This is a genomic window from Gellertiella sp. DMC107 (assembly GCF_056313605.1).
In genome coordinates this window covers 305,947-324,961 of record NZ_JBQUZZ010000003.1, presented here as the reverse complement: position 1 = coordinate 324,961, position 19,015 = coordinate 305,947, and the positions used below count along the sequence as shown (strand labels likewise).

At 59.7% G+C, this 19,015-nt stretch carries 16 protein-coding genes and 4 tRNA genes; 8 read left to right on the top strand and 12 right to left on the bottom strand.

All coding sequences use genetic code 11. From position 1 onward, the window contains the following. Positions 1-143: 143 nt before the first annotated feature. From ACT54B_RS12335 to recJ, 3 genes are all read left to right on the top strand, one after another. Complete coding sequence (locus ACT54B_RS12335) at positions 144-1,364, top strand: LL-diaminopimelate aminotransferase (protein WP_476045602.1); 1,221 nt, start codon at positions 144-146, stop codon at positions 1,362-1,364. A 96-nt stretch (positions 1,365-1,460) separates the two neighbouring features. Further along, positions 1,461-2,780: a homoserine dehydrogenase gene (locus ACT54B_RS12330; protein ID WP_476045233.1), complete on the top strand. Its 1,320-nt coding sequence runs from the start codon at positions 1,461-1,463 to the stop codon at positions 2,778-2,780. Between the two features lie 148 nt (positions 2,781-2,928). Further along, positions 2,929-4,734, top strand: coding sequence for a single-stranded-DNA-specific exonuclease RecJ (gene recJ, locus ACT54B_RS12325; RefSeq protein WP_476045601.1), 1,806 nt, complete (start codon positions 2,929-2,931; stop codon positions 4,732-4,734). Positions 4,735-4,737: 3 nt separating this feature from the next. Here recJ and ACT54B_RS12320 read toward each other — a convergent pair whose 3' ends face one another. After that, the gene (locus tag ACT54B_RS12320; protein WP_476045232.1) at positions 4,738-5,190 is read right to left on the bottom strand and encodes an Lrp/AsnC family transcriptional regulator; all 453 of its coding nucleotides are present in this window, start codon (positions 5,188-5,190) and stop codon (positions 4,738-4,740) included. A 108-nt stretch (positions 5,191-5,298) separates the two neighbouring features. Between ACT54B_RS12320 and ACT54B_RS12315 the strand changes: the two genes are divergently transcribed. Continuing rightward, the gene (locus ACT54B_RS12315) at positions 5,299-6,606 is read left to right on the top strand and encodes a cystathionine gamma-synthase family protein (protein ID WP_476045231.1); all 1,308 of its coding nucleotides are present in this window, start codon (positions 5,299-5,301) and stop codon (positions 6,604-6,606) included. Positions 6,607-6,736: 130 nt separating this feature from the next. Here ACT54B_RS12315 and ACT54B_RS12310 read toward each other — a convergent pair. The 4 genes from ACT54B_RS12310 to gloA form a co-directional block, all read right to left on the bottom strand. After that, a tRNA-Glu gene (locus ACT54B_RS12310) sits at positions 6,737-6,811 on the bottom strand. A 189-nt stretch (positions 6,812-7,000) separates the two neighbouring features. Continuing rightward, positions 7,001-7,075 (bottom strand) — tRNA-Glu (locus ACT54B_RS12305). 145 nt (positions 7,076-7,220) lie between these two features. Beyond that, entirely contained in the window at positions 7,221-8,207 is a 987-nt protein-coding gene (locus tag ACT54B_RS12300; RefSeq protein WP_476045230.1) for a YcbK family protein, read from the bottom strand. 138 nt (positions 8,208-8,345) lie between these two features. Continuing rightward, on the bottom strand, positions 8,346-8,786 hold the full coding sequence (gene gloA, locus ACT54B_RS12295; RefSeq protein WP_476045229.1) for a lactoylglutathione lyase: 441 nt from the start codon (positions 8,784-8,786) through the stop codon (positions 8,346-8,348). 196 nt (positions 8,787-8,982) lie between these two features. On the opposite strand from gloA, the gene ACT54B_RS12290 reads away from it, so the two are divergent. Then, complete coding sequence (locus ACT54B_RS12290) at positions 8,983-9,561, top strand: cold-shock protein (protein WP_476045228.1); 579 nt, start codon at positions 8,983-8,985, stop codon at positions 9,559-9,561. Between the two features lie 14 nt (positions 9,562-9,575). Continuing rightward, positions 9,576-10,058 (top strand): DUF192 domain-containing protein, encoded by a 483-nt coding sequence (locus ACT54B_RS12285; protein ID WP_476045227.1) that lies wholly within the window; start codon positions 9,576-9,578, stop codon positions 10,056-10,058. 218 nt (positions 10,059-10,276) lie between these two features. Here ACT54B_RS12285 and ACT54B_RS12280 read toward each other — a convergent pair. From ACT54B_RS12280 to ACT54B_RS12270, 3 genes are all read right to left on the bottom strand, one after another. Then, positions 10,277-10,353 (bottom strand) — tRNA-Arg (locus ACT54B_RS12280). A 41-nt stretch (positions 10,354-10,394) separates the two neighbouring features. Then, positions 10,395-10,700 (bottom strand): ETC complex I subunit, encoded by a 306-nt coding sequence (locus ACT54B_RS12275; RefSeq protein WP_476045226.1) that lies wholly within the window; start codon positions 10,698-10,700, stop codon positions 10,395-10,397. A gap of 83 nt (positions 10,701-10,783) precedes the next feature. After that, a tRNA-Pro gene (locus tag ACT54B_RS12270) sits at positions 10,784-10,860 on the bottom strand. A gap of 265 nt (positions 10,861-11,125) precedes the next feature. On the opposite strand from ACT54B_RS12270, the gene ACT54B_RS12265 reads away from it, so the two are divergent. Beyond that, the gene (locus ACT54B_RS12265) at positions 11,126-13,027 is read left to right on the top strand and encodes a CASTOR/POLLUX-related putative ion channel (RefSeq protein ID WP_476045225.1); all 1,902 of its coding nucleotides are present in this window, start codon (positions 11,126-11,128) and stop codon (positions 13,025-13,027) included. 99 nt (positions 13,028-13,126) lie between these two features. Here the strand turns inward: ACT54B_RS12265 and ACT54B_RS12260 are convergent, their stop codons facing one another. The 4 genes from ACT54B_RS12260 to ACT54B_RS12245 form a co-directional block, all read right to left on the bottom strand. Beyond that, positions 13,127-13,900 (bottom strand): amino acid ABC transporter ATP-binding protein, encoded by a 774-nt coding sequence (locus ACT54B_RS12260; protein ID WP_476045224.1) that lies wholly within the window; start codon positions 13,898-13,900, stop codon positions 13,127-13,129. 17 nt (positions 13,901-13,917) lie between these two features. After that, on the bottom strand, positions 13,918-15,078 hold the full coding sequence (locus ACT54B_RS12255) for an amino acid ABC transporter permease (RefSeq protein WP_476045223.1): 1,161 nt from the start codon (positions 15,076-15,078) through the stop codon (positions 13,918-13,920). A gap of 2 nt (positions 15,079-15,080) precedes the next feature. Then, positions 15,081-16,277: an amino acid ABC transporter permease gene (locus ACT54B_RS12250; RefSeq protein ID WP_476045222.1), complete on the bottom strand. Its 1,197-nt coding sequence runs from the start codon at positions 16,275-16,277 to the stop codon at positions 15,081-15,083. Between the two features lie 121 nt (positions 16,278-16,398). Then, positions 16,399-17,427, bottom strand: a complete 1,029-nt coding sequence (locus ACT54B_RS12245) for an amino acid ABC transporter substrate-binding protein (protein WP_476045221.1) — start codon at positions 17,425-17,427, stop codon at positions 16,399-16,401. 372 nt (positions 17,428-17,799) lie between these two features. Between ACT54B_RS12245 and ACT54B_RS12240 the strand changes: the two genes are divergently transcribed. Then, complete coding sequence (locus ACT54B_RS12240) at positions 17,800-18,990, top strand: cystathionine beta-lyase (protein WP_476045220.1); 1,191 nt, start codon at positions 17,800-17,802, stop codon at positions 18,988-18,990. The last annotated feature ends 25 nt before the right edge of the window (positions 18,991-19,015 follow it).

Here is a 19,015-nt window from a genome sequence, read left to right as displayed (position 1 = left end):
ATCGTGGCGCCATGCTGCTGATTTCTGGGAAATATTCGAGGCTTGAAACAGTTTTTCCTCGCTGCCTCCGGATCTGCGGATGTCGCCTTTTGGATCGGTGAGAGCTTGGCCTTCCAGGCTCGACAGAAGAGAGGGTCATGCACATGGAAGAGTTCCACAAGGTCAAGAGGCTGCCGCCTTACGTCTTCGAACAGGTAAACCGGCTGAAGGCCAGCGCCCGTGCGAACGGCGCGGACATCATTGACCTCGGCATGGGCAACCCCGATCTTCCGACACCGCAGGCCATCGTCGACAAGCTGTGCGAAGTGGTGAAAGATCCGCGTACCCACCGCTATTCTTCCTCCAAGGGCATTCCGGGTCTGCGCCGTGCGCAGGCCGGCTATTATGGTCGCCGCTTCGGCGTCAAGCTCAATCCCGATACCCAGGTCATTGCCACACTCGGGTCCAAGGAAGGTTTCGCCAACATGGCCCAGGCGATCACCGCGCCGGGCGATGTTATCCTGTGCCCCAACCCGACCTATCCCATCCATGCCTTCGGCTTCCTGATGGCTGGTGGCGTGATCCGCTCGCTGCCGGTCGAGCCGGATGAGAGCTTCTTCGGCCCCCTCGAGCGCGCGGTTCGCCACTCGATCCCGAAGCCCCTGGCGCTGATCGTCAACTATCCCTCGAACCCGACGGCGCATGTCGCCTCGCTGGATTTCTACAAGGATGTCATTGCCTTCGCCCGCAAGCATGACCTGATCGTGCTGTCGGACCTCGCCTATTCGGAAATCTATTTCGACGAAAGCAACCCGCCCCCTTCCGTGCTGGAAGTGCCGGGCGCCATGGATTGCACGGTTGAATTCACCTCCATGTCGAAGACCTTTTCCATGCCCGGCTGGCGCATGGGCTTTGCCGTCGGCAACGAGCGTCTCATTGCCGCTCTTGCCCGCGTGAAGTCCTATCTGGATTACGGGGCCTTCACGCCGATCCAGGTTGCTGCCACCCATGCGTTGAACGGCGACGGCACGGATATTGCCGAAGTCCGCGCGGTTTATCGCCGCCGCCGCGACACGCTGGTCGATGCCTTCGGAAAGGCGGGCTTCGATGTGCCTCCGCCGGCGGCCACCATGTTCGCCTGGGCAAAGATCCCCGAGAAATTTCGCCATCTCGGCTCTCTGGACTTTTCGAAGCTCCTCGTGGAAAAAGCGGACATCGCAGTTGCCCCGGGGATCGGCTTCGGTGAGCAGGGGGACGATTATGTCCGCATCGCGCTCGTGGAAAACGAGCATCGCATCCGCCAGGCGGCCCGGAACCTGAAGAAGTTCCTGTCCACGGCAGATGAGACGATGCACAACGTCATCTCGCTCAACCTGCACCGCTAAGACGGGGCATGCATTACAAGCCCGCCCGCCGGCCAATGCTGCGGGCAGGCATCAACTTGGCTTCCCCCACAGGGCAGCCACAATCGGGAAGATCACATGGCAGATGCCCTTAAAATTGGCATAGCGGGTCTCGGCACGGTCGGTGCCTCGCTTGTCCGGATCCTTCAGCAACGCCGCAATGAACTGGCCGTTTCCTGCGGTCGCTCCATCGATGTCGTTGCCGTCAGCGCACGTGATCGTTCGCGTGATCGCGGCTTCGACATGTCCGGCATGATGTGGTTCGACAATCCGGTCGCCATGGCCGAAACGGCGGATATCGATGTCTTTGTCGAGTTGATGGGCGGAGCCGAGGGCGCGGCCAGCGATGCGGTACGGGCAGCGCTCACACGGGGTCTGCATGTGGTGACAGCCAACAAGGCCCTGCTGGCGCGCGATGGCGTCAAGCTCGCTGCTCTGGCGGAAGAGAAGGGTGTGCTCCTCAATTATGAGGCGGCGGTGGCCGGTGGCATTCCCGTTATCAAGGCGCTGCGCGAGTCTCTGACCGGGAATACCGTTTCCCGGGTCTATGGCATCATGAACGGCACCTGCAATTACATCCTGACGAAGATGGAAAAGGAGGGGTTGTCCTTCGAGGCATGCCTCAAGGAAGCCCAGCGTCTCGGCTATGCCGAAGCCGATCCCGCTTTCGACATCGAGGGCAACGATACCGCCCACAAGCTGTCCATTCTGACGACGCTTGCCTTCGGTTCGGAAATCGCTGCCGACGATATCTATCTTGAGGGCATCACCAATATTTCCATCGAGGATATCCACGCTGCCGCCGAACTCGGCTACCGCATCAAGCTTCTGGGCGTGGCCCAGCGGACGGAAACCGGTATCGAACAGCGCGTGCATCCCACCATGGTGCCGATGGAATCGGTCATCGCCCAGGTGGATGGGGTAACCAATGCGGTTGCGATCGAGTCCGACATTCTGGGCGAGTTGCTGATGGTGGGGCCGGGCGCAGGCGGCAATGCAACGGCTTCTGCGGTTCTCGGCGATATCGCCGACATCGCCAAGAGCCGTCCGGGCGCGCAACTGGTTCCGGTATTGGGTCGTCCGGCCAAATCGCTCGAAGCCTATCGGCGCGCTCAGATCCAGAGCCACGAAGGTGGCTATTTCATCCGTTTGACGGTCGAAGATCGAACCGGCGTCTTCGCATCGATTGCCACCCGCATGGCGGAAAACCGTATTTCGCTGGAATCGATCGTGCAGCATTCGAAGCAGCCGGAACCGGGCAAACCGCAGACGATTATTCTCGTCACCCATGCAACGCGGGAAGACAGCGTCCGCAAGGCGATCGATGCGATCAAGACCGAAGGCTATCTGGTCGGCGAGCCGCAGGTGATCCGCATCGAGCGACCGAAGGACGCCTGATCCTTCCTGACCACAGACCCGAACGAGGCGCGGCCCTTCAGCCGCGCCTTTTTCTTTGCAACGGCAGGCGCGTTGCGCCTCTTCGGCGTTCCCATTCTTCGTGGCCCACCTTATATACGGTTGCCGAGAGAAAAGAGTGATGCAACGCATGCCCGAACAGCCCGCAGATCCCGTCAGCCGCGCCTTCCTGACCGTCGAGAGCTCCGTCTCGGGTCAGCGCTGGGTCTCGCGCCTCGATCAGGCTGGGCTAAATCGGGCCATGGCCATCAGCCAGCTGCATGGACTGCCTGATGTGGTCGCCCGGGTTCTGGCAGGGCGCGACGTGCCGGTCGATGCAGCCCCAGCCTTTCTCGACCCGACCATTCGTGCACTGATGCCCGATCCCGCGACCCTGACCGATTGCCTGAAGGCCGCTGAACGGCTGGCTGGCGCGATCCGGCGCCGCGAGAAGGTGGCGATTTTCGGCGACTATGATGTGGATGGCGCAGCATCTTCAGCCCTCATGTTCCGCTTTCTCGCCCATTTTGGCATCACGGCCCCCATCTACATTCCGGACCGCATCTTCGAAGGCTATGGCCCTAACCCTGCGGCCATCAATCAGCTGATCGATCAGGGCGCTGACTTGATCGTCACGGTAGATTGCGGCTCGACGAGCCATGAATCTCTGGCGGCCGCGGCTGCGCGGGGAATCGATGTGGTCGTCATCGATCATCATCAGATCGCCCAACCCTATCCGCAGGCTGTCGCTATCGTGAATCCGAACCGGGATGACGACCTGTCAGGGCAGGGACACCTTTGCGCGGCGGGTGTGGTCTATCTCGTTCTGGTCGCAACAGCCCGCCTCCTTCGCGAGACGAAGGACACGCGCGCCTTCACGCTCGATCTGCTTGCCTGGCTCGATCTTGTCGCGCTGGCGACCGTCTGCGATGTGGTGCCGCTCAAGGGGCTCAACCGTGCCTATGTGGTCAAGGGCCTGCTCGCGGCTCGAAACATGGGCAATGCCGGGCTGGCGGCCCTGTTTCGCAAGGCGGGCCTCGGCGGCCCGGTGACCACCTATCATCTCGGTTTTCTCATCGGCCCCCGCATCAATGCCGGCGGCCGCATCGGCGATGCGGCGCTGGGTAGCCGTCTTCTCACGGTCGATGATCCGAACATCGCTGCCGAAATTGCCGAACGCCTGGACGACCTCAATCGCGAGCGCCAGGCCATGGAGGCTGTCATGCTCCAGGAGGCCGAAGCGGAAGTCATGGCCGAGTATGGTGATGGCGAAGGGGCGGCGGTCATCGTCACCGCGCGGGAAAACTGGCATCCCGGTATTGCCGGCCTGCTGGCTTCCCGTCTGAAGGAGCGTTATCGCCGTCCCGCCTTTGCCATTGCCTTCGATCCGAACGGCAAGGGCACGGGGTCCGGCAGATCCATCTCCGGTTTCGATATGGGCAAGATGGTCCGTGCCGCCGTCGAGGAAGGCCTGTTGGTCAAGGGTGGTGGTCATGCCATGGCGGCCGGACTGACGGTGGAGCGGGCCCAGCTCGGGCGCCTGCGCCATTTCTTCGAGGAAAGGGCCTCAAGGGTTGTTCCCGGTCTGGTGGCCTCCCATACCCTGAAAATAGATGGTGCTGTGGGTGCAAGCGGAGCGACGCTGACGCTGATCGATCAGCTTGAGTCCGCCGGGCCCTATGGCGCAGGCCATCCTCAGCCTGTATTGGCTCTTCCTGCCCATCGGCTGGCAGATGCGCGCATGGTGGGCGCTAATCATGTGAAAATCACCGTCGAATCCATGGATGGCAACCGTCTGGATGGCATCGCCTTCCGGGCGGTCGAAACGCCCCTCGGACAATTTCTGCTGAACGGGCGGGGACGAAGCATTCATGTCGCTGGAAGTTTGAGTGCCGATTTCTGGCAAGGCACAAGGCGGGTCCAGTTGCGCGTGCTGGACGCAGCGCCCGCCCCCTGACCTTCAGAAGGGAAGGTGCGCCGCAGCTTTGACCTCACTGATCACCACGCTCGTCTCGATTCCGAAAACACCGGGTAACTCCGCCAGGACCCCGCGCAGATAGTCGTTATAGGCTGTCATATCGGCCACCCGGAGCGTCAGCAGATAGTCCGCCGAGCCGGTAATGAGCGTGCATGTCAGCACCTCCTTAAGGCTTCGTATCCGCGATTCGAACTGGGCGATGGTGGCGCGGTCCCGGCTCTGCAGCTTTACGAAGACAAGAAGCGTGAGAGGCAGCCCGCATTCCGTCAGGTCCACGTCTGCCCGATACCCTCGGATGATGCCTGTATCTTCCATCTGCCGGATTCGTCGTCGCACCGGCGTGGGAGAGAGATCGACCCGGGCGGCCACCGTTTCGACGCTGGCGCGTCCATCTTCATAAAGGCATTGGAGGATTTTTCGGTCGATTTGATCCATGATGAGCGGATTTCCTCCATGATGAGCGGATTTCCCCATTGAATTAGCGTGGAACCGACTGACCTAAAAGCGGAAAGATCAGGGCTGGCAACGAACCGGGAGAAGGAAATGGCCAGAAACTATCGACGCACCACGCTGGATGGCAAGCCGCTGCACCCCAGCACGCAAATGATGTCCTACGGATATGATGCCGCTCTTTCGGAAGGCTCCGTCAAACCACCGGTCTTTCTCACCTCGACCTTTGCCTTTTCCAGCGCGGAGGAGGGGGCCGCCTTCTTCGATGTGGTTGCAGGGCGCAAACCCGCACCGGAAGGCATGGGAGCAGGGGGACTGGTTTACAGCCGCTTCAACCATCCGAACACGGAAATCGTAGAGGATCGCCTCGCCCTGCTGGATAGCGCCGAGACAGCGCTGGTCACCTCGTCAGGCATGGCGGCGATCAGCGCGGTTGCCTTGAGCTTTCTCCGCCCCGGCGATGCAGTGGTGCAGTATACGCCCCTCTATGGCGGCACGGAAACCTTGTTCGGCAAGGTGTTGACCCAGTGGGGCATCAAGCCGATCCCCTTTACAGACGGACAATCGGAATCCCTCCTCCTTTACGCGCTGGAAAAGGCGGCCCGTCACGGGCCGGTCAAGATGGTGTATCTGGAGACACCCGCTAATCCTACCAATGCGATGACGGATATTCGCATGGTCAGGCGGGTGGTCGACCACTGGGCCGAGCGCACGGGCGCCCGCCCGTTGATCGTCTGCGACAACACCATGCTGGGCCCGGTTTTCCAGCGTCCCCTGGAGATAGGGGCGGATATCTGCGTCTATTCCCTGACCAAATATGTGGGAGGGCATTCGGATCTGGTAGCGGGCGGCGTGACCGGGCGAAAGGATCTGATGAAGGCTGTCCGCCAGACCCGCAGTGCGTTCGGCTTCCAGCTGGATCCGCATTCCTGCTGGATGCTCTCCCGATCCATGGAAACGCTCTCGCTCCGGATGGAGCGTGCAGCAGAGAGCGGGCGGGCCGTGGCGCGGTGGCTGCACGAAAATCCGCTGATTCCCTGCCGCGTGCTTCACCCAGAAATCGAACCCGATGAGGCGAATCGTCGTCTATACGAGACCCAGTGCACGGGGCCGGGCAGTACCTTCTCATTCGTGGTGGAAGACGATCGCGCTCTCGCTTTCCGTATCTTGAACGGATTGCAGCTATTCAAGCTGGCCGTCAGCCTCGGTGGAACAGAATCACTGGTCTGCCACCCGGCATCCACCACCCATTCGGGCGTTCCGAAGGAAGCGCGAGATTCCGCCGGCGTTCATGACGGGCTGATCCGTCTCTCCGTCGGTCTTGAGCATCCGGAAGATTTGATCCGGGATCTCGAGCAATCCTTCCGGCAGGCCGCGCAGGCTGAAGATAAAGCCGCCTGATCGCACGGCTATGACACCAAAAAGCGGGCGCTGCCGAAGCGCCCGCTCTGTAGAGGTCAGCAGGATGGGAAAACCTGCGCAACAAAACCGCTTGCGGGCATTTCCTGGAGTAAATTGTGAGGGGAAGGGGTGGCACGCCCTAGGGGAATCGAACCCCTCTCTGCACCGTGAAAGGGTGCCGTCCTAACCGATAGACGAAGGGCGCGTGCCGTGGCGCCCTTATAGGCGGGGTCGCCGAAGCGCGCAAGCGGGAAATTGCATTTTTATGTCAAAAAAATCGTCTTGCATCGTCGCCGGGCCGCAAGCCCTGGAAACACGATATAGGCCAAGCAATTCCACGACTTAGCGTGAATGGCGCAGCCTCTGGAAATCGACATGACGTAAGGGGAGGAGGTGGCACGCCCTAGGGGAATCGAACCCCTCTCTGCACCGTGAAAGGGTGCCGTCCTAACCGATAGACGAAGGGCGCGTGCCGTGGCGCCCTTATAGGCGGGGACCTGATTTGCCGCAAGCGGGTTTTTGAAAAAAATCGAGAAAAAATCGACGCTGTGGAAAAACGCGTGGCGCAATGCAATCAAGCACTTGTGCCCGCAACGGGCTTGAACCCGCGAGCATCAGAGCTCGGTATCAGGCCTGCATTTCCAGTTCCAGTCACGCCGCGGGCCGATATCCACATGGATCGAATTGGTGCTGCAATAGGTGCCGACCCCGCCGATATCCGCGCGGCTGCGGAAATAGCGCGCCAGGTCCCACTTGCTCACGCCCACCATCTGTATGTCCGCCGCATTGCACGACAGGTGCTGCGAATGCTTTGCCCCGCCGACGCGCTGATTGTGCTCGGGATCGCGGAAGCCGGATGTGACCACGATCTTTTTGCCGAAATGCGTTTCCGCCTCGCGCAACATGGTTACGAGCTGCGGTTTGAAGCAGGATGTCTGGACACTGGGATTTTGCACCAGAAGGCCGGTGAGGGATTGGCGAGTCATGCTGGGCAGGGCCGCCATGGTGACCATGTCACTCGCCGTATCGTTCGGATCAGGCCCGAGATCGTTGGAGGAATAGAGCTTGCCCCTTAGGATCAGCGGCACATCGTCGGCTTCCATGTCATCGTCCGAGGCAGATTGCGTCCCTGCTGTGGATGCAAGGAGCGGGTTCTTGCCGGAAGCCGAGAAGAAACTTGCATTGGTGGCATTGAAACCGCTTGGCGTGACGCCGGCGCCGGAAGCGCCCTCCGGCGTAGTATTCTGGCTCGCCAGGGCAAAAATGCTGTTGCGATTCGCGTTGATTCCCGTGCCCTGCATCACGGCTGCGCCCATGCCCGCCGCTTCCGTTGCTCCCGTCGAAGGCTTTGCCGGTGCGTCCGGGGCATCTGCGGTCGATGCGTATTCTGCGGTCGGGCTGGCCGGATCCGCCGGGACGCCACCGCTCTGATCTTTTGCGGCGGCAACGGAATCGCTATCGGGCGTCAGCAGATCGGAAACCGGATCGCCCTTTGACGAGACGCAGCCGGATAGCGTGAGGTTCGCCGCAAGAAGCAGCGCGAGCGGGGATAATCCGGCAGGTCGCATTCGCACGCGGCGAAGCGGAGCAAAATGAGGCATGTCGCATCCTATGGCCTGGTGGGACTGACCTCGAATGCAGCACTGGATAAGCTGCATGGAACGACATCATGTCCCTCGATGCGCATGCATGACATGCAAGCCTTGCCCGAAGCCGGTTTCGGGCAAGGCGAGGGCGACTTACCAGGCGCCGGTATTGGGCATCGAGGCCCAGGGCTCGGCCGGCGCCTTGCTTTCCCCCTTCTGGAGTAGCTCGATGGAAATGCCGTCGGGCGAGCGGACGAACGCCATATGACCGTCCCGCGGCGGACGGTTGATGGTGACGCCGTTATCCATCAGCTTTTGGCACAGGGCATAGATATCGTCGACTTCATAGGCCAGATGACCGAAATTGCGGCCGCCCTGATAATCCTCGGAATCCCAGTTGTAGGTCAGCTCGACGCAGGGGGCGAGGTTTTGGCGGGCCTGTCCCAGATCGTCCGCAGCAGCGAGGAAGATCAGCGTGAAGCGACCCTTTTCATTGTCCATACGGCGAACTTCGGTCATGCCGAGGAGGTTGCAATAGAAATTCAGGGACTGGTCGACGTCTTTCACTCGGACCATCGTGTGGAGATAGCGCATGGATTTTTCCTGTTTCGGTAAGGGATGGCGCAAAGATAGGCCGCATCAAGCTTCAAGCAAGCCAGAATGGTTAAAAATCCGTATGTGTAAATGGTCCTTGGGTCTTGCGCGCATCCGATCTCCGGATGTTAATCTGATGGGCAAGAATCAGTTAACGGTAATCATGTGAAGCGTAATCGAGAGGCTGGCGGGAAAAATGGCGGATAGGGTTTCATCGAAAGGGCTTGCATATTTCGAGGAGCTTCAGGGCGAGCCGGTTGAGCTGATCGAGATTACCGGGGTCGTGAAGTGGTTCGACGTGGCCAAAGGCTTTGGTTTCATCGTGCCCGACAATGGCATGCAGGACGTGCTGCTGCATGTCACCTGCCTTCGCCGTGACGGTTACCAGACAATTCTTGAGGGAACGCGCATCGTTGCCCTGATCCACAAGCGGGAGCGCGGATACCAGGCGTTCCGTATTCTCTCCATGGACCAGTCTACGGCGGTTCATCCCTCTCAGCTTCCGCCGGTGCGAACCCATGTGCAGGTGGTGCCCACGAGCGGGCTGGAGCGTGCGATCGTGAAGTGGTTCAACCGCACCAAGGGTTTCGGGTTCCTGACCCGGGGCGAGGGGACCGAAGACATCTTCATCCACATGGAAACGCTCCGGCGCTTCGGCCTGACGGAGCTTCGTCCGGGGCAGGTCGTGCTGGTTCGCTTTGGCGATGGCGACAAGGGTCTGATGGCCGCCGAAATTCATCCTGATATGCCGACTGGCGTATCCCGGGCCCATTGACGCCCGTCCGTGCCATGATCGTTATCGGAAGAAGCGCCCTAGCGGGGCTCTTTCTGTTTCTGTCACTCACTGGCGCTGCGGTTATGGCGGCGGAATTTTTCGCTCGCGAACCCCTGACGCTGGAACGCAAGTCGGGGGCACCGGAGACCTTCAATGTCGAATTGGCCCTGACCGCAGAACAGCGCGAGCAAGGCCTGATGAAACGGCACGCGATCGGCGAAAATGAAGGGATGCTGTTCGATTTTGGGGAAAGCCGAATCGTCTACATGTGGATGAAGAATACGATTCTTCCGCTCGACATGATCTTTCTCGACGAGACGGGCACTGTGGTCCATATCCACGAAAACGCTGTCCCCTATTCCGAAGCCATCATTCCTTCGGTCGAGCCCGTACGATTTGTTCTTGAGGTCAGCGCCGGTACGGTCAGGCGCCTTCAGATCTGGAAGGGTGATCGCCTGCGCTCCGAACAAATCGCACGGGCCACGTCCGGTCGCTAACCGTTCGTCAGCCCCTCCGAAAGGGGCCAAAATCCCTCTCGAATGCAACGGAAACTGCCGGAGCGAAAGAGAACGCCGGCGGTTGGGGGCATGGGATACGGCTCCTCGCCTTCAGGCCGGAAAATATAGGCTAGCGGGTCAGGATCCCAATACCCCGCAATCGTACGGAATTTCTCCGCACCTCAAAAAAGAAATGAAATCAAAGGCTTACTGAAAAATGGCGACCCCTGCAGGATTCGAACCTGCGACAACCTGCTTAGAAGGCAGGTGCTCTATCCAGCTGAGCTAAGGGGCCGTCCGGAAACTCGATGGCCAGGAGCGCCGATGCGTCCTGTTTCAGTGAGTCCAAGGCTGGAGGCGATTGAAGCGGAAATTGTCGGTGTAGGAAACCTGCTTGCGCGTGGCTTCCTTGGGTTCGATCACCCGGTATTCGATCCCGTTGCGCTGGGCATACGCCTCGGCCAGTTCCTGGGTTTCGAAACTCAGTTTCACCTGCTGCTGGGTGTCGGCGCTGCTGGTATAGCCCATCATCGGATCGATTTTCCGGGGCTTCTCCTGATCGAATTCCAGAATCCAGCGGTGCGTCTTGGCCTTGCCGGATTGCATTGGGGTTTTTGCCGGGCGGTAAATCTTGGCAGACATGCTTTCACATCGCTCCCTTGGCAGCGGGATTAGTCCCGCATTCACGTCCTAACATCCCCGCATGCGCGTGGCGATATCGACGGTGGTCGGAGTGGAGAGATTCGAACTCCCGACCCTCTGGTCCCAAACCAGATGCGCTACCAGACTGCGCTACACTCCGAGACGCCGATGGGGCGGAGATACACGGTATAACCTGTTCCCGCAACTCCTAAAATTGCGTTTCCAGCGAGAACCAACAGGGCAGCTGCCATACCGGCATCGAGCGCGGATCGGCCCAATAATGATCCTCGCAATCATCGACTGTCGCCACGAATCGGACTTTGCGATTATTTACAGCAAATTGTTATTCGCGGCATAAAGTCGCCACGACATCATCCGCCATGCGGTCTGGACCGTGCGGCTTGCAATTTGGATGCGGGGGCATCATGAAAAACAATGTTCGGCTGCGGGATAAGCTCCGCTACGAGTTTGACAAGACAATGGCCGCCGGTACGGGCGCTCTCATCGGCTGGCTGGGCGTCATCTCCCTTGCCATTATCCTTTTCTTTGGAGCCTTCGTCGCTTTGGCGGGAATCGCGCCGGAAGGGGCAGGACCCATGGGCTTTGGCGAAGCCGTGTGGGAATCCATGATGCGCGCCATGGACGCCGGAACCATCGGCGGAGACAATGGCTGGGGCTTCCGCTTCACCATGATCTTCGTGACGTTCGGCGGCATCTTCATCGTCTCGGCCCTTATCGGTGTTCTGAATTCCGGCCTGGAAGCCAAGCTGGATATTCTGCGGAAGGGCCGTTCCAAGGTTCTGGAACAGGATCACACCATTATCCTGAACTGGTCATCCTCCATCTTCGATATCATCTCGGAGCTGGTGATCGCCAATGAGAGCCGCAAGAAACCGCGGATCGTCATCATGTCCAACCGTGACAAGGTGGAAATGGAAGACGAGATTGCCGACAAGATCGGCGACTTGAAGAATACGAGGATCATTTGCCGGAGCGGGGATCCAACCGACCTCTACGATCTCGGCATCGTCAACCCGCAGACGTCCAGGTCCATCATCGTGCTCTCGCCCGACGCCGAGGACCCTGATTCTTGCGTGATCAAATCGGTACTCGCCCTGACCAACGATCCAGGCCGCCGCAAGGAGCGCTATCGCATCGTGGCCGAACTGCGCGACATGGAGAGCCGTGAGCTGGGCCATGCCGTTGGTGGCGACGAAGTTCAGCTCGTGCTGGCAGATGACCTCATTGCCCGGATCATGGTCCAGTCGTGCCGGCAGTCGGGCCTCAGCGCCGTCTATTCGGAACTTCTCGATTTCGATGGCTGCGAGATCTACACGATCGAGCAGAAAGAACTGGTCGGTCGCCCGTTTGGCAGTGCCATCATGGGGTATGACAGCTCCACGCTGATCGGCATCGTCACCCTCGCGGGCGAAGTTATTCTCAATCCGCCCATGGAAACCGTTATTGAAGACGGCATGAAGCTCATCATCATCGCCGAAGACGACGATGCGATCAAGCTTGCCCAGGTCAAGCGCGAGTTCAACCGCTCGCTTCTGTCGTCGCCGGCGCCGGTCGAGAAGAAGCCGGAACAGACGCTCATTCTCGGCTGGAACCGTCGCGGACCGCTGATCGTCCGTGAGCTGGCCCGTTACGTTGAACCCGGCTCCCATCTGACGATTTGCGCCAGCACACCCGGCCTGGCGGAACGGCTGATGCCGACCGAATTTCCGGAAAGCCGGATGAGGGTTGAGGTCGTCACAGAAGACAGTTCCAATCGCGGCGTGCTGAACGGCCTCGATATTCACCGCTTCGATCATGTGCTGGTTCTGGGTTACAATGACGACATGGCCGCACAGGCGGCGGATACACGCACGCTCGTGACCCTTCTGCATCTGCGCAAGATCGCTGAAAACTCGGGCCGCCATATCAGTGTGGTCAGCGAAATGATCGACGTGCGTAACCGGGAGCTGGCCGAAGTTTCAAAGGCCGATGACTTCGTCGTCAGCAACAAGCTTGTCAGCTTGATGCTGTCCCAGGCTTCGGAGAACGAGTTCATGTCCTCGATCTTTGGCAGCCTGCTCGATGAAAATGGTTCCGAAATATATCTGCGTCCGGTGGAAGACTATATCGTGACCGGAAAGCCGGTCGATTTTGCAACCGTTGTGCTGTCCGCACGGGCCCGTGGCGAGGTTGCCATCGGCTATCGCCGCCAACGCGCTGGCGAGAAGGACGACCGCAATCTGGGCGGCGTCGTGATCAATCCGACCAAGTCGGAAAAGCTGGTCTACGAGCCCGAAGACCGAATCGTGGTCCTGGCCTCGAGCTGAGCCTGCCGGCGCCCGATGGCGCTGCGGGCTTGCGAGCGCACATGAAAAAAGCCTCCCGGACTGTTCCGGGAGGCCTTTCTCATAGGGAGAGCTTTATGCTCAGTGCAGGATCTGGCTGAGGAACAGCTTCGTGCGCTCGTGCTGGGGATTATCGAAGAATTCTGCAGGAGAATTCTGTTCGACGATCTGGCCCTGGTCCATGAAGATCACACGGTTGGCCACCTGGCGCGCAAAGCCCATTTCGTGGGTCACGCACAGCATGGTCATGCCTTCTTCGGCAAGGCCTACCATCGTGTCGAGCACTTCCTTGATCATTTCGGGGTCGAGCGCAGAAGTGGGCTCATCGAACAGCATGATCTTCGGATTCATGCAGAGCGAGCGGGCAATCGCCACGCGCTGCTGCTGACCGCCCGAAAGCTGGCCCGGATATTTGTGCGCCTGCTCGGGGATCTTGACCCGCTTCAGGAAGTGCATCGCCACTTCCTCTGCCTGCTTCTTCGGCATCTTGCGTACCCAGATCGGCGCAAGCGTGCAGTTTTCCAGAATCGTCAGGTGAGGGAACAGATTGAAGTGCTGGAACACCATGCCCACTTCGCGGCGCACTTCGTCGATCTTCTTCAGATCGTTGGTCAGCTCGGTGCCATCCACGATGATCTTGCCCTGCTGGTGCTCCTCCAGGCGGTTGATGCAGCGGATCATCGTCGATTTGCCGGATCCGGAGGGACCGGCAATGACGATTCGCTCGCCCTTCATCACGCGAAGGTTGATATCGCGAAGAACGTGGAACTCACCGTACCACTTGTTCATGCCGATGATGTCAACGGCCACTTCGGTGTCCGAAACTTTGAGTTCCTTGGTCTGTGCTTGCGCCATGGGTAGTTGCCCCCTTTTTATCGTTTATGACCCGTGTCGAGATGACGTTCGATGAAGTTCGAGTAGCGCGACATGCTAAAGCAAAATAGCCAAAAGACAAATCCCGCAAAGATCAGGCCGGTCAGCGGCGTGACCGCTGTGACCCATGTGGCATCGGCAAAGCTCGCCCGCACAATACCCAACAAGTCATACATGCTGATGATCGAGACGAGCGACGTGTCCTTGAACATGCCGATGAATGTGTTGACGATGCCGGGTATGACGAGCTTGATCGCCTGCGGCATGATGATGAGGCCCATCTTCTGCCAGTAGGAAAGGCCGAGCGAATCGGCACCTTCGAACTGCCCCTTCGGAATGGCCTGCAGGCCACCGCGGATCACCTCTGCCATATAGGCGGAAGCGAACATGGAAACGCCGATCACCGCCCGCAGGAACTTGTCGATCGACGTGCCCGGCGGCAGGAAGAGCGGCAGCATGAAGCTGGCCAGGAACAGAACCGTGATCAGCGGCACGCCGCGGATGAGTTCGATGAAGGCAACGCACAGGATGCGGATGACGCCCATCTGCGACCGTCGGCCGAGAGCCAGCAGAATCCCGACCGGAAGCGACACAGCGATGCCGACATAGGAGATGATCAGCGTCACAAGCAGGCCGCCCCAGAGCGCCGTCTCGACGACCGGCAGCCCAAACACCCCGCCGTGGAGAAGGAAGAACGAAATCACCGGCATGACAATCAGGGCCGCCAGGGCATTCGCCACCTTGTAGGGCATTTTCGGCATCAGCAAAGGCGCCAATGTCAGCGCGAAGATCACGAAGACCAGCGTCGGGCGCCAGCGCTCGTCGACGGGATAGCTACCGAAGAGGAAGAACTGGATCTTGTCGCCGACAAAGGCCCAGCAAGCGCCGCTCCAGCCCTCCGGCTGAATACCGCCCTGCGCTACGGTTGCACAGAAGGTGCGATCCGTGCCGGACCAGATGGCATCGATGAAAAGCCAGTTGAGCAGATCCGGAAGGATCCAGACGAGCGCCAGAAGGGCAATAATCGTCAGGATCGAATCGAACGCACTGCCGAACAGATTGCGGCGCGCCCAGGCCCAAGGGCCGATTTCCTGCGAGGGCGGCTTCTGCGGTGCCGCGAGCTCCTGTCGGACGAAATGAAGGCTGTTGTTTTCTGCCATGATCAGCGCTCCACCAGGGCCATCTTGCGATTGAACCAGTTCATGAACAGCGACGTGGCCAAGCTGATCGACACGTAGACCAGCAGCCAGATCGCGACAACCTCGATGGCGCGTCCGGTCTGGTTGAGGATGGTTCCGCCGACAGCCACCAGATCCGCATAGCCGATGGCCACTGCCAGCGACGAGTTCTTCGTCAGGTTGAGATACTGACTGGTCATGGGCGGAATGATGATCCGCAAGGCCTGCGGCAGGATGACCAGCCGCATGGTTCTGCCAGGCTGTATGCCCAGCGCATAGGCGGCTTCCGTCTGTCCCTTTGGCACGCCGCGGATACCCGCCCGGACGATCTCGGCAATGAAGGCCGCGGTATAGAAGGACAGGGCAAGGTAGAGCGACATGAATTCCGGCCCGACAAAGCTGCCGCCGGAAATGTTGAACTTGCCAGCCACCGGCTCGTCAAAGGTCAGAGGTGCCCCAAGTGCGAGAAAGGCCAGAAGAGGCAGGCCGAGCACAAGGCCCACATTGACCCAGAACACCGGAGGGCGCCGCCCGGTGGAGATCTGCGCAGCCTTGGCACGGCGCGACCAGATGACGGCCGCAACAATACCGGCAACGAAAGCCGACAGAATGATCCCCGCCCCGTCGCCGAGAATCGGCGCGGGAAAATAGAAACCGCGATTGTTGAGGATCATGCCAAAAGGCATGACAATCGATTCCCGCACGTTGGGAAGTGCGTTGAGCACGCCCTTGTACCAGAAGAAGATGATGACCAGCAGCGGGATGTTGCGGAAACCTTCGACATAGATGGTCGCCAGCTTGCGTACCAGCCAGTTGCTGGAGAGCCTTCCGATACCGACCAGCAATCCGAGGACGGTTGTCGTCAGGATACCGAGCGCGGCGACCGCCAGCGTGTTCAGCAGACCGACCTGAAGGGCGCGGAAGTAGCTGGAATCGCTTGTGTAGGGAATGAGTGTCTGGGCAAGATCGAAACCGGCACGACTCTGTAGAAACCCGAAACCGGAGGCCAGATTGGCCCGCTTGAGGTTTTCCAGCGTATTCAGCCACATCCAGATGACGGCGCCGGCAAGGATGGCAAGCGTTACGGCCTGATAGGCAAGGCTGCGCCAGAAGGGATCATTGTAAAAGGCCGCCTTTTCTGGGCGGCGCGCAGCGGAAAGCTCCGCTTCTTCCATGGTCATGCTTTTTCCCCCGTTTGCCTCTTGTTGAAGGCCCCCTTTGAACCCTTGAGCGGGTTGTTCTTTTTCAGGGTTGGTATCCGGCGGCGGGCGCCGGATACCGTCTATCGGTCTGCTGACGGGATCAGCGGATCGGCGGCGCGTACTGCAGGCCGCCCTTGCTCCAGAGTGCGTTCAGGCCGCGTGCGATCTTCAGCGGGCTGCCTTCGCCGACATTGCGCTCGAAGGATTCGCCGTAGTTACCGACGGACTTCACGATGTTGTAGGCCCACTTGTTGTCGACGCCGAGATCCTTGCCGATAGTGGATTCGGCTTCTTCGCCCAGGAAGCGCTTGATGTCGGGATTTTCCGACTTCAGCATCTCGTCCACATTGGCCTGCGTAATGCCGAATTCCTCAGCGGTTACCATGGCATAATGGGCGTAGGTCACGATGTCGAACCACTTGTCGTCGCCCTGGCGAACGGCCGGACCGAGCGGCTCCTTGGAGATGATTTCCGGAAGGATCACATGCTCGTCGGGCTGCTTCAGGTGCGTACGAATGGCATAGAGGCCGGACTGGTCGGTCGTATAGGCATCGCAACGGCCAGCGTCATAGGCCGCGTCGACTTCTTCCTGCTTCTCGAACACGACCGGCTTGTATTCCATCTTGTTGGACTTGAAGTAGTCGGCCAGGTTGAGTTCCGTCGTGGTGCCGGTCTGAACGCAGATCGCTGCTCCAGAAAGCTCAAGCGCCGACTTCACACCCAGGCTCTTTTTGGCCATGAAACCCTGACCGTCGTAATAGTTGACGGCGCGGAAGTTGAAGCCCAGCTGGGTGTCGCGGCTGATGGTCCAGGTCGTGTTGCGGGCGAGAAGGTCGATTTCACCCGACTGCAGGGCCGGGAAGCGGTCCTTGGCGGAGAGGGGGGTATACTTCACCTTGGACGCATCGCCGAAAACGGCAGCGGCCACGGCCTTGCAGAGATCGATATCCAGACCCGACCAGGCGCCGGCGCTATCCTGAGAGGCAAAGCCCTGCAGGCCCGCGCCGTTGACACCGCACTGCACGAAGCCCTTCTGCTTTACGTTGTCCAGCGTGTCGGCCGATGCCTCGGTGGCCGCAAAACCGGCGGCTGCGCTCACGATGGCAGCTGTAAGGAGTGTTTTTTTCATGTTCCATCCCTCTGATATTGTTGTTGTGGACATGGGTAGGCCCGGAGAGGCCCAAAATTCGGCGCCGAGTGATTTGTACGCGGCGTGAACGGCTATCACAGTCAGAAATGCAGTCTGGGTCAAGCCTCGTCTCACGCGCCATTATCGGAACAATTCCATGCATTTGCATGGTTTTCCCGGGAGTTCCTCACCAGCACATTGTATTAATTGTACTTTTTTTGGCGAAGCCTTGGCGGAGCGTGCCTTAACGAAAGATCAAAGATAGCGCTCCATCCATCACAATTTTTGGGGAAACAGCCTGTGCATGCGGGGTTGACCGACTGCGGGCCGGCTTGCCACAAAGTTTGCTTTAAATTGAAAGGGGTGCAGGACATGGCAAGCAAGGCGGATACGACGGGCGATATCGGCATCAACACCAAGCTGGCCCATATCGGACCGCCGCCGGGAGAACGGCATGGATTCGTCAATCCGGGAATTCAGCGCGGCTCGACCGTCCTGTTTCCCACGGCCCAGTCCATGCGCAGCGAATCGCAGAAATACACCTACGGGACGCATGGCACACCGACCACGGACGCGCTTTGCGATGCCTTGAACGAGCTGGAAGGCTCGGCCGGGACGCTGCTGCTCCCCTCCGGCCTTGCTGCCGTCACTCTGCCACTGATGGCCTGCCTCTCTGCAGGCGACCACATGCTGATGGTCGATTCGGTCTATGCGCCGGCCCGCCGCTTCTGCGAAAATGTGCTGAAAAGACTGGGCATTGAGACCGATTACTACGATCCGGCCATCGGAACCGGGATCGAGGCAATGATCAAGTCGAACACCAAGCTGGTGCACATGGAAGCGCCTGCGTCCAATACGTTCGAGATGCAGGATATCGGTGCGATGGCAGCGGTCGCCAAGCGGCACGGCTGCATCGTCACCATGGACAATACCTGGGCAACCCCTCTCTATTTCAAGCCCCTCGATCATGGCGTGGATATTTCCATGCATGCCGCCACGAAATATCCATCCGGCCATTCGGACATCCTGATGGGCACGGTCTCCGCGAATGCCGAAACCTGGGAACGGCTCAATGCCGCGAACCGCGATTTCGGCCTCTGCGTCACCTCCGACGACGCCTATCAGATCCTGCGCGGCTTGCGCACCATGGGCGTGCGCCTCGCCCATCACATGGACAGCGCCCTGGATGTGGCGAACTGGCTCGAGGGTCGTGACGACGTGGCAGAGGTTCTGCATCCGGGTTTGCCGAGCTTTCCGGGGCACGCGCTCTGGAAGCGGGATTTCAAGGGCGCGAGCGGCGTGTTTTCCTTCGTCCTCAAGGTCGAACGGCCGGAGGATTGGACGCGAAAGGCGCAAGCCTTTCTGGACGCCCTGAGCTATTTCGGGCTCGGCTATTCCTGGGGCGGATATGAAAGTCTTGCGGTGCACGTGTTCCTGGGCGATCGCCGCATCCGGAAGGGTCCGACGACAGGTCCGCTCATCCGCCTGCAAATCGGTCTGGAAGATGTAAAGGATCTGAAAGCCGATCTCGAGCGCGCATTCGCCGCAGCCCGCCTCGCATAAAGGAAAGGGCGGAAGCGCCGCCCGT

Bases quoted from the DNA above. Each gene is read 5' to 3' on its own strand.
- ACT54B_RS12250 (WP_476045222.1), bottom strand. From the start codon at position 16,277: ATGACCATGGAAGAAGCGGAGCTTTCCGCTGCGCGCCGCCCAGAAAAG.
- ACT54B_RS12320 (WP_476045232.1), bottom strand. From the start codon at position 5,190: ATGGATCAAATCGACCGAAAAATCCTCCAATGCCTTTATGAAGATGGA.
- ACT54B_RS12245 (WP_476045221.1), bottom strand. From the start codon at position 17,427: ATGAAAAAAACACTCCTTACAGCTGCCATCGTGAGCGCAGCCGCCGGT.
- ACT54B_RS12285 (WP_476045227.1), top strand. From the start codon at position 9,576: ATGATCGTTATCGGAAGAAGCGCCCTAGCGGGGCTCTTTCTGTTTCTG.
- ACT54B_RS12265 (WP_476045225.1), top strand. From the start codon at position 11,126: ATGAAAAACAATGTTCGGCTGCGGGATAAGCTCCGCTACGAGTTTGAC.
- ACT54B_RS12330 (WP_476045233.1), top strand. From the start codon at position 1,461: ATGGCAGATGCCCTTAAAATTGGCATAGCGGGTCTCGGCACGGTCGGT.
- gloA (WP_476045229.1), bottom strand. From the start codon at position 8,786: ATGCGCTATCTCCACACGATGGTCCGAGTGAAAGACGTCGACCAGTCC.
- ACT54B_RS12290 (WP_476045228.1), top strand. From the start codon at position 8,983: ATGGCGGATAGGGTTTCATCGAAAGGGCTTGCATATTTCGAGGAGCTT.
- ACT54B_RS12260 (WP_476045224.1), bottom strand. From the start codon at position 13,900: ATGGCGCAAGCACAGACCAAGGAACTCAAAGTTTCGGACACCGAAGTG.
- ACT54B_RS12240 (WP_476045220.1), top strand. From the start codon at position 17,800: ATGGCAAGCAAGGCGGATACGACGGGCGATATCGGCATCAACACCAAG.
- recJ (WP_476045601.1), top strand. From the start codon at position 2,929: ATGCCCGAACAGCCCGCAGATCCCGTCAGCCGCGCCTTCCTGACCGTC.
- ACT54B_RS12275 (WP_476045226.1), bottom strand. From the start codon at position 10,700: ATGTCTGCCAAGATTTACCGCCCGGCAAAAACCCCAATGCAATCCGGC.
- ACT54B_RS12315 (WP_476045231.1), top strand. From the start codon at position 5,299: ATGGCCAGAAACTATCGACGCACCACGCTGGATGGCAAGCCGCTGCAC.
- ACT54B_RS12300 (WP_476045230.1), bottom strand. From the start codon at position 8,207: ATGCCTCATTTTGCTCCGCTTCGCCGCGTGCGAATGCGACCTGCCGGA.
- ACT54B_RS12255 (WP_476045223.1), bottom strand. From the start codon at position 15,078: ATGGCAGAAAACAACAGCCTTCATTTCGTCCGACAGGAGCTCGCGGCA.
- ACT54B_RS12335 (WP_476045602.1), top strand. From the start codon at position 144: ATGGAAGAGTTCCACAAGGTCAAGAGGCTGCCGCCTTACGTCTTCGAA.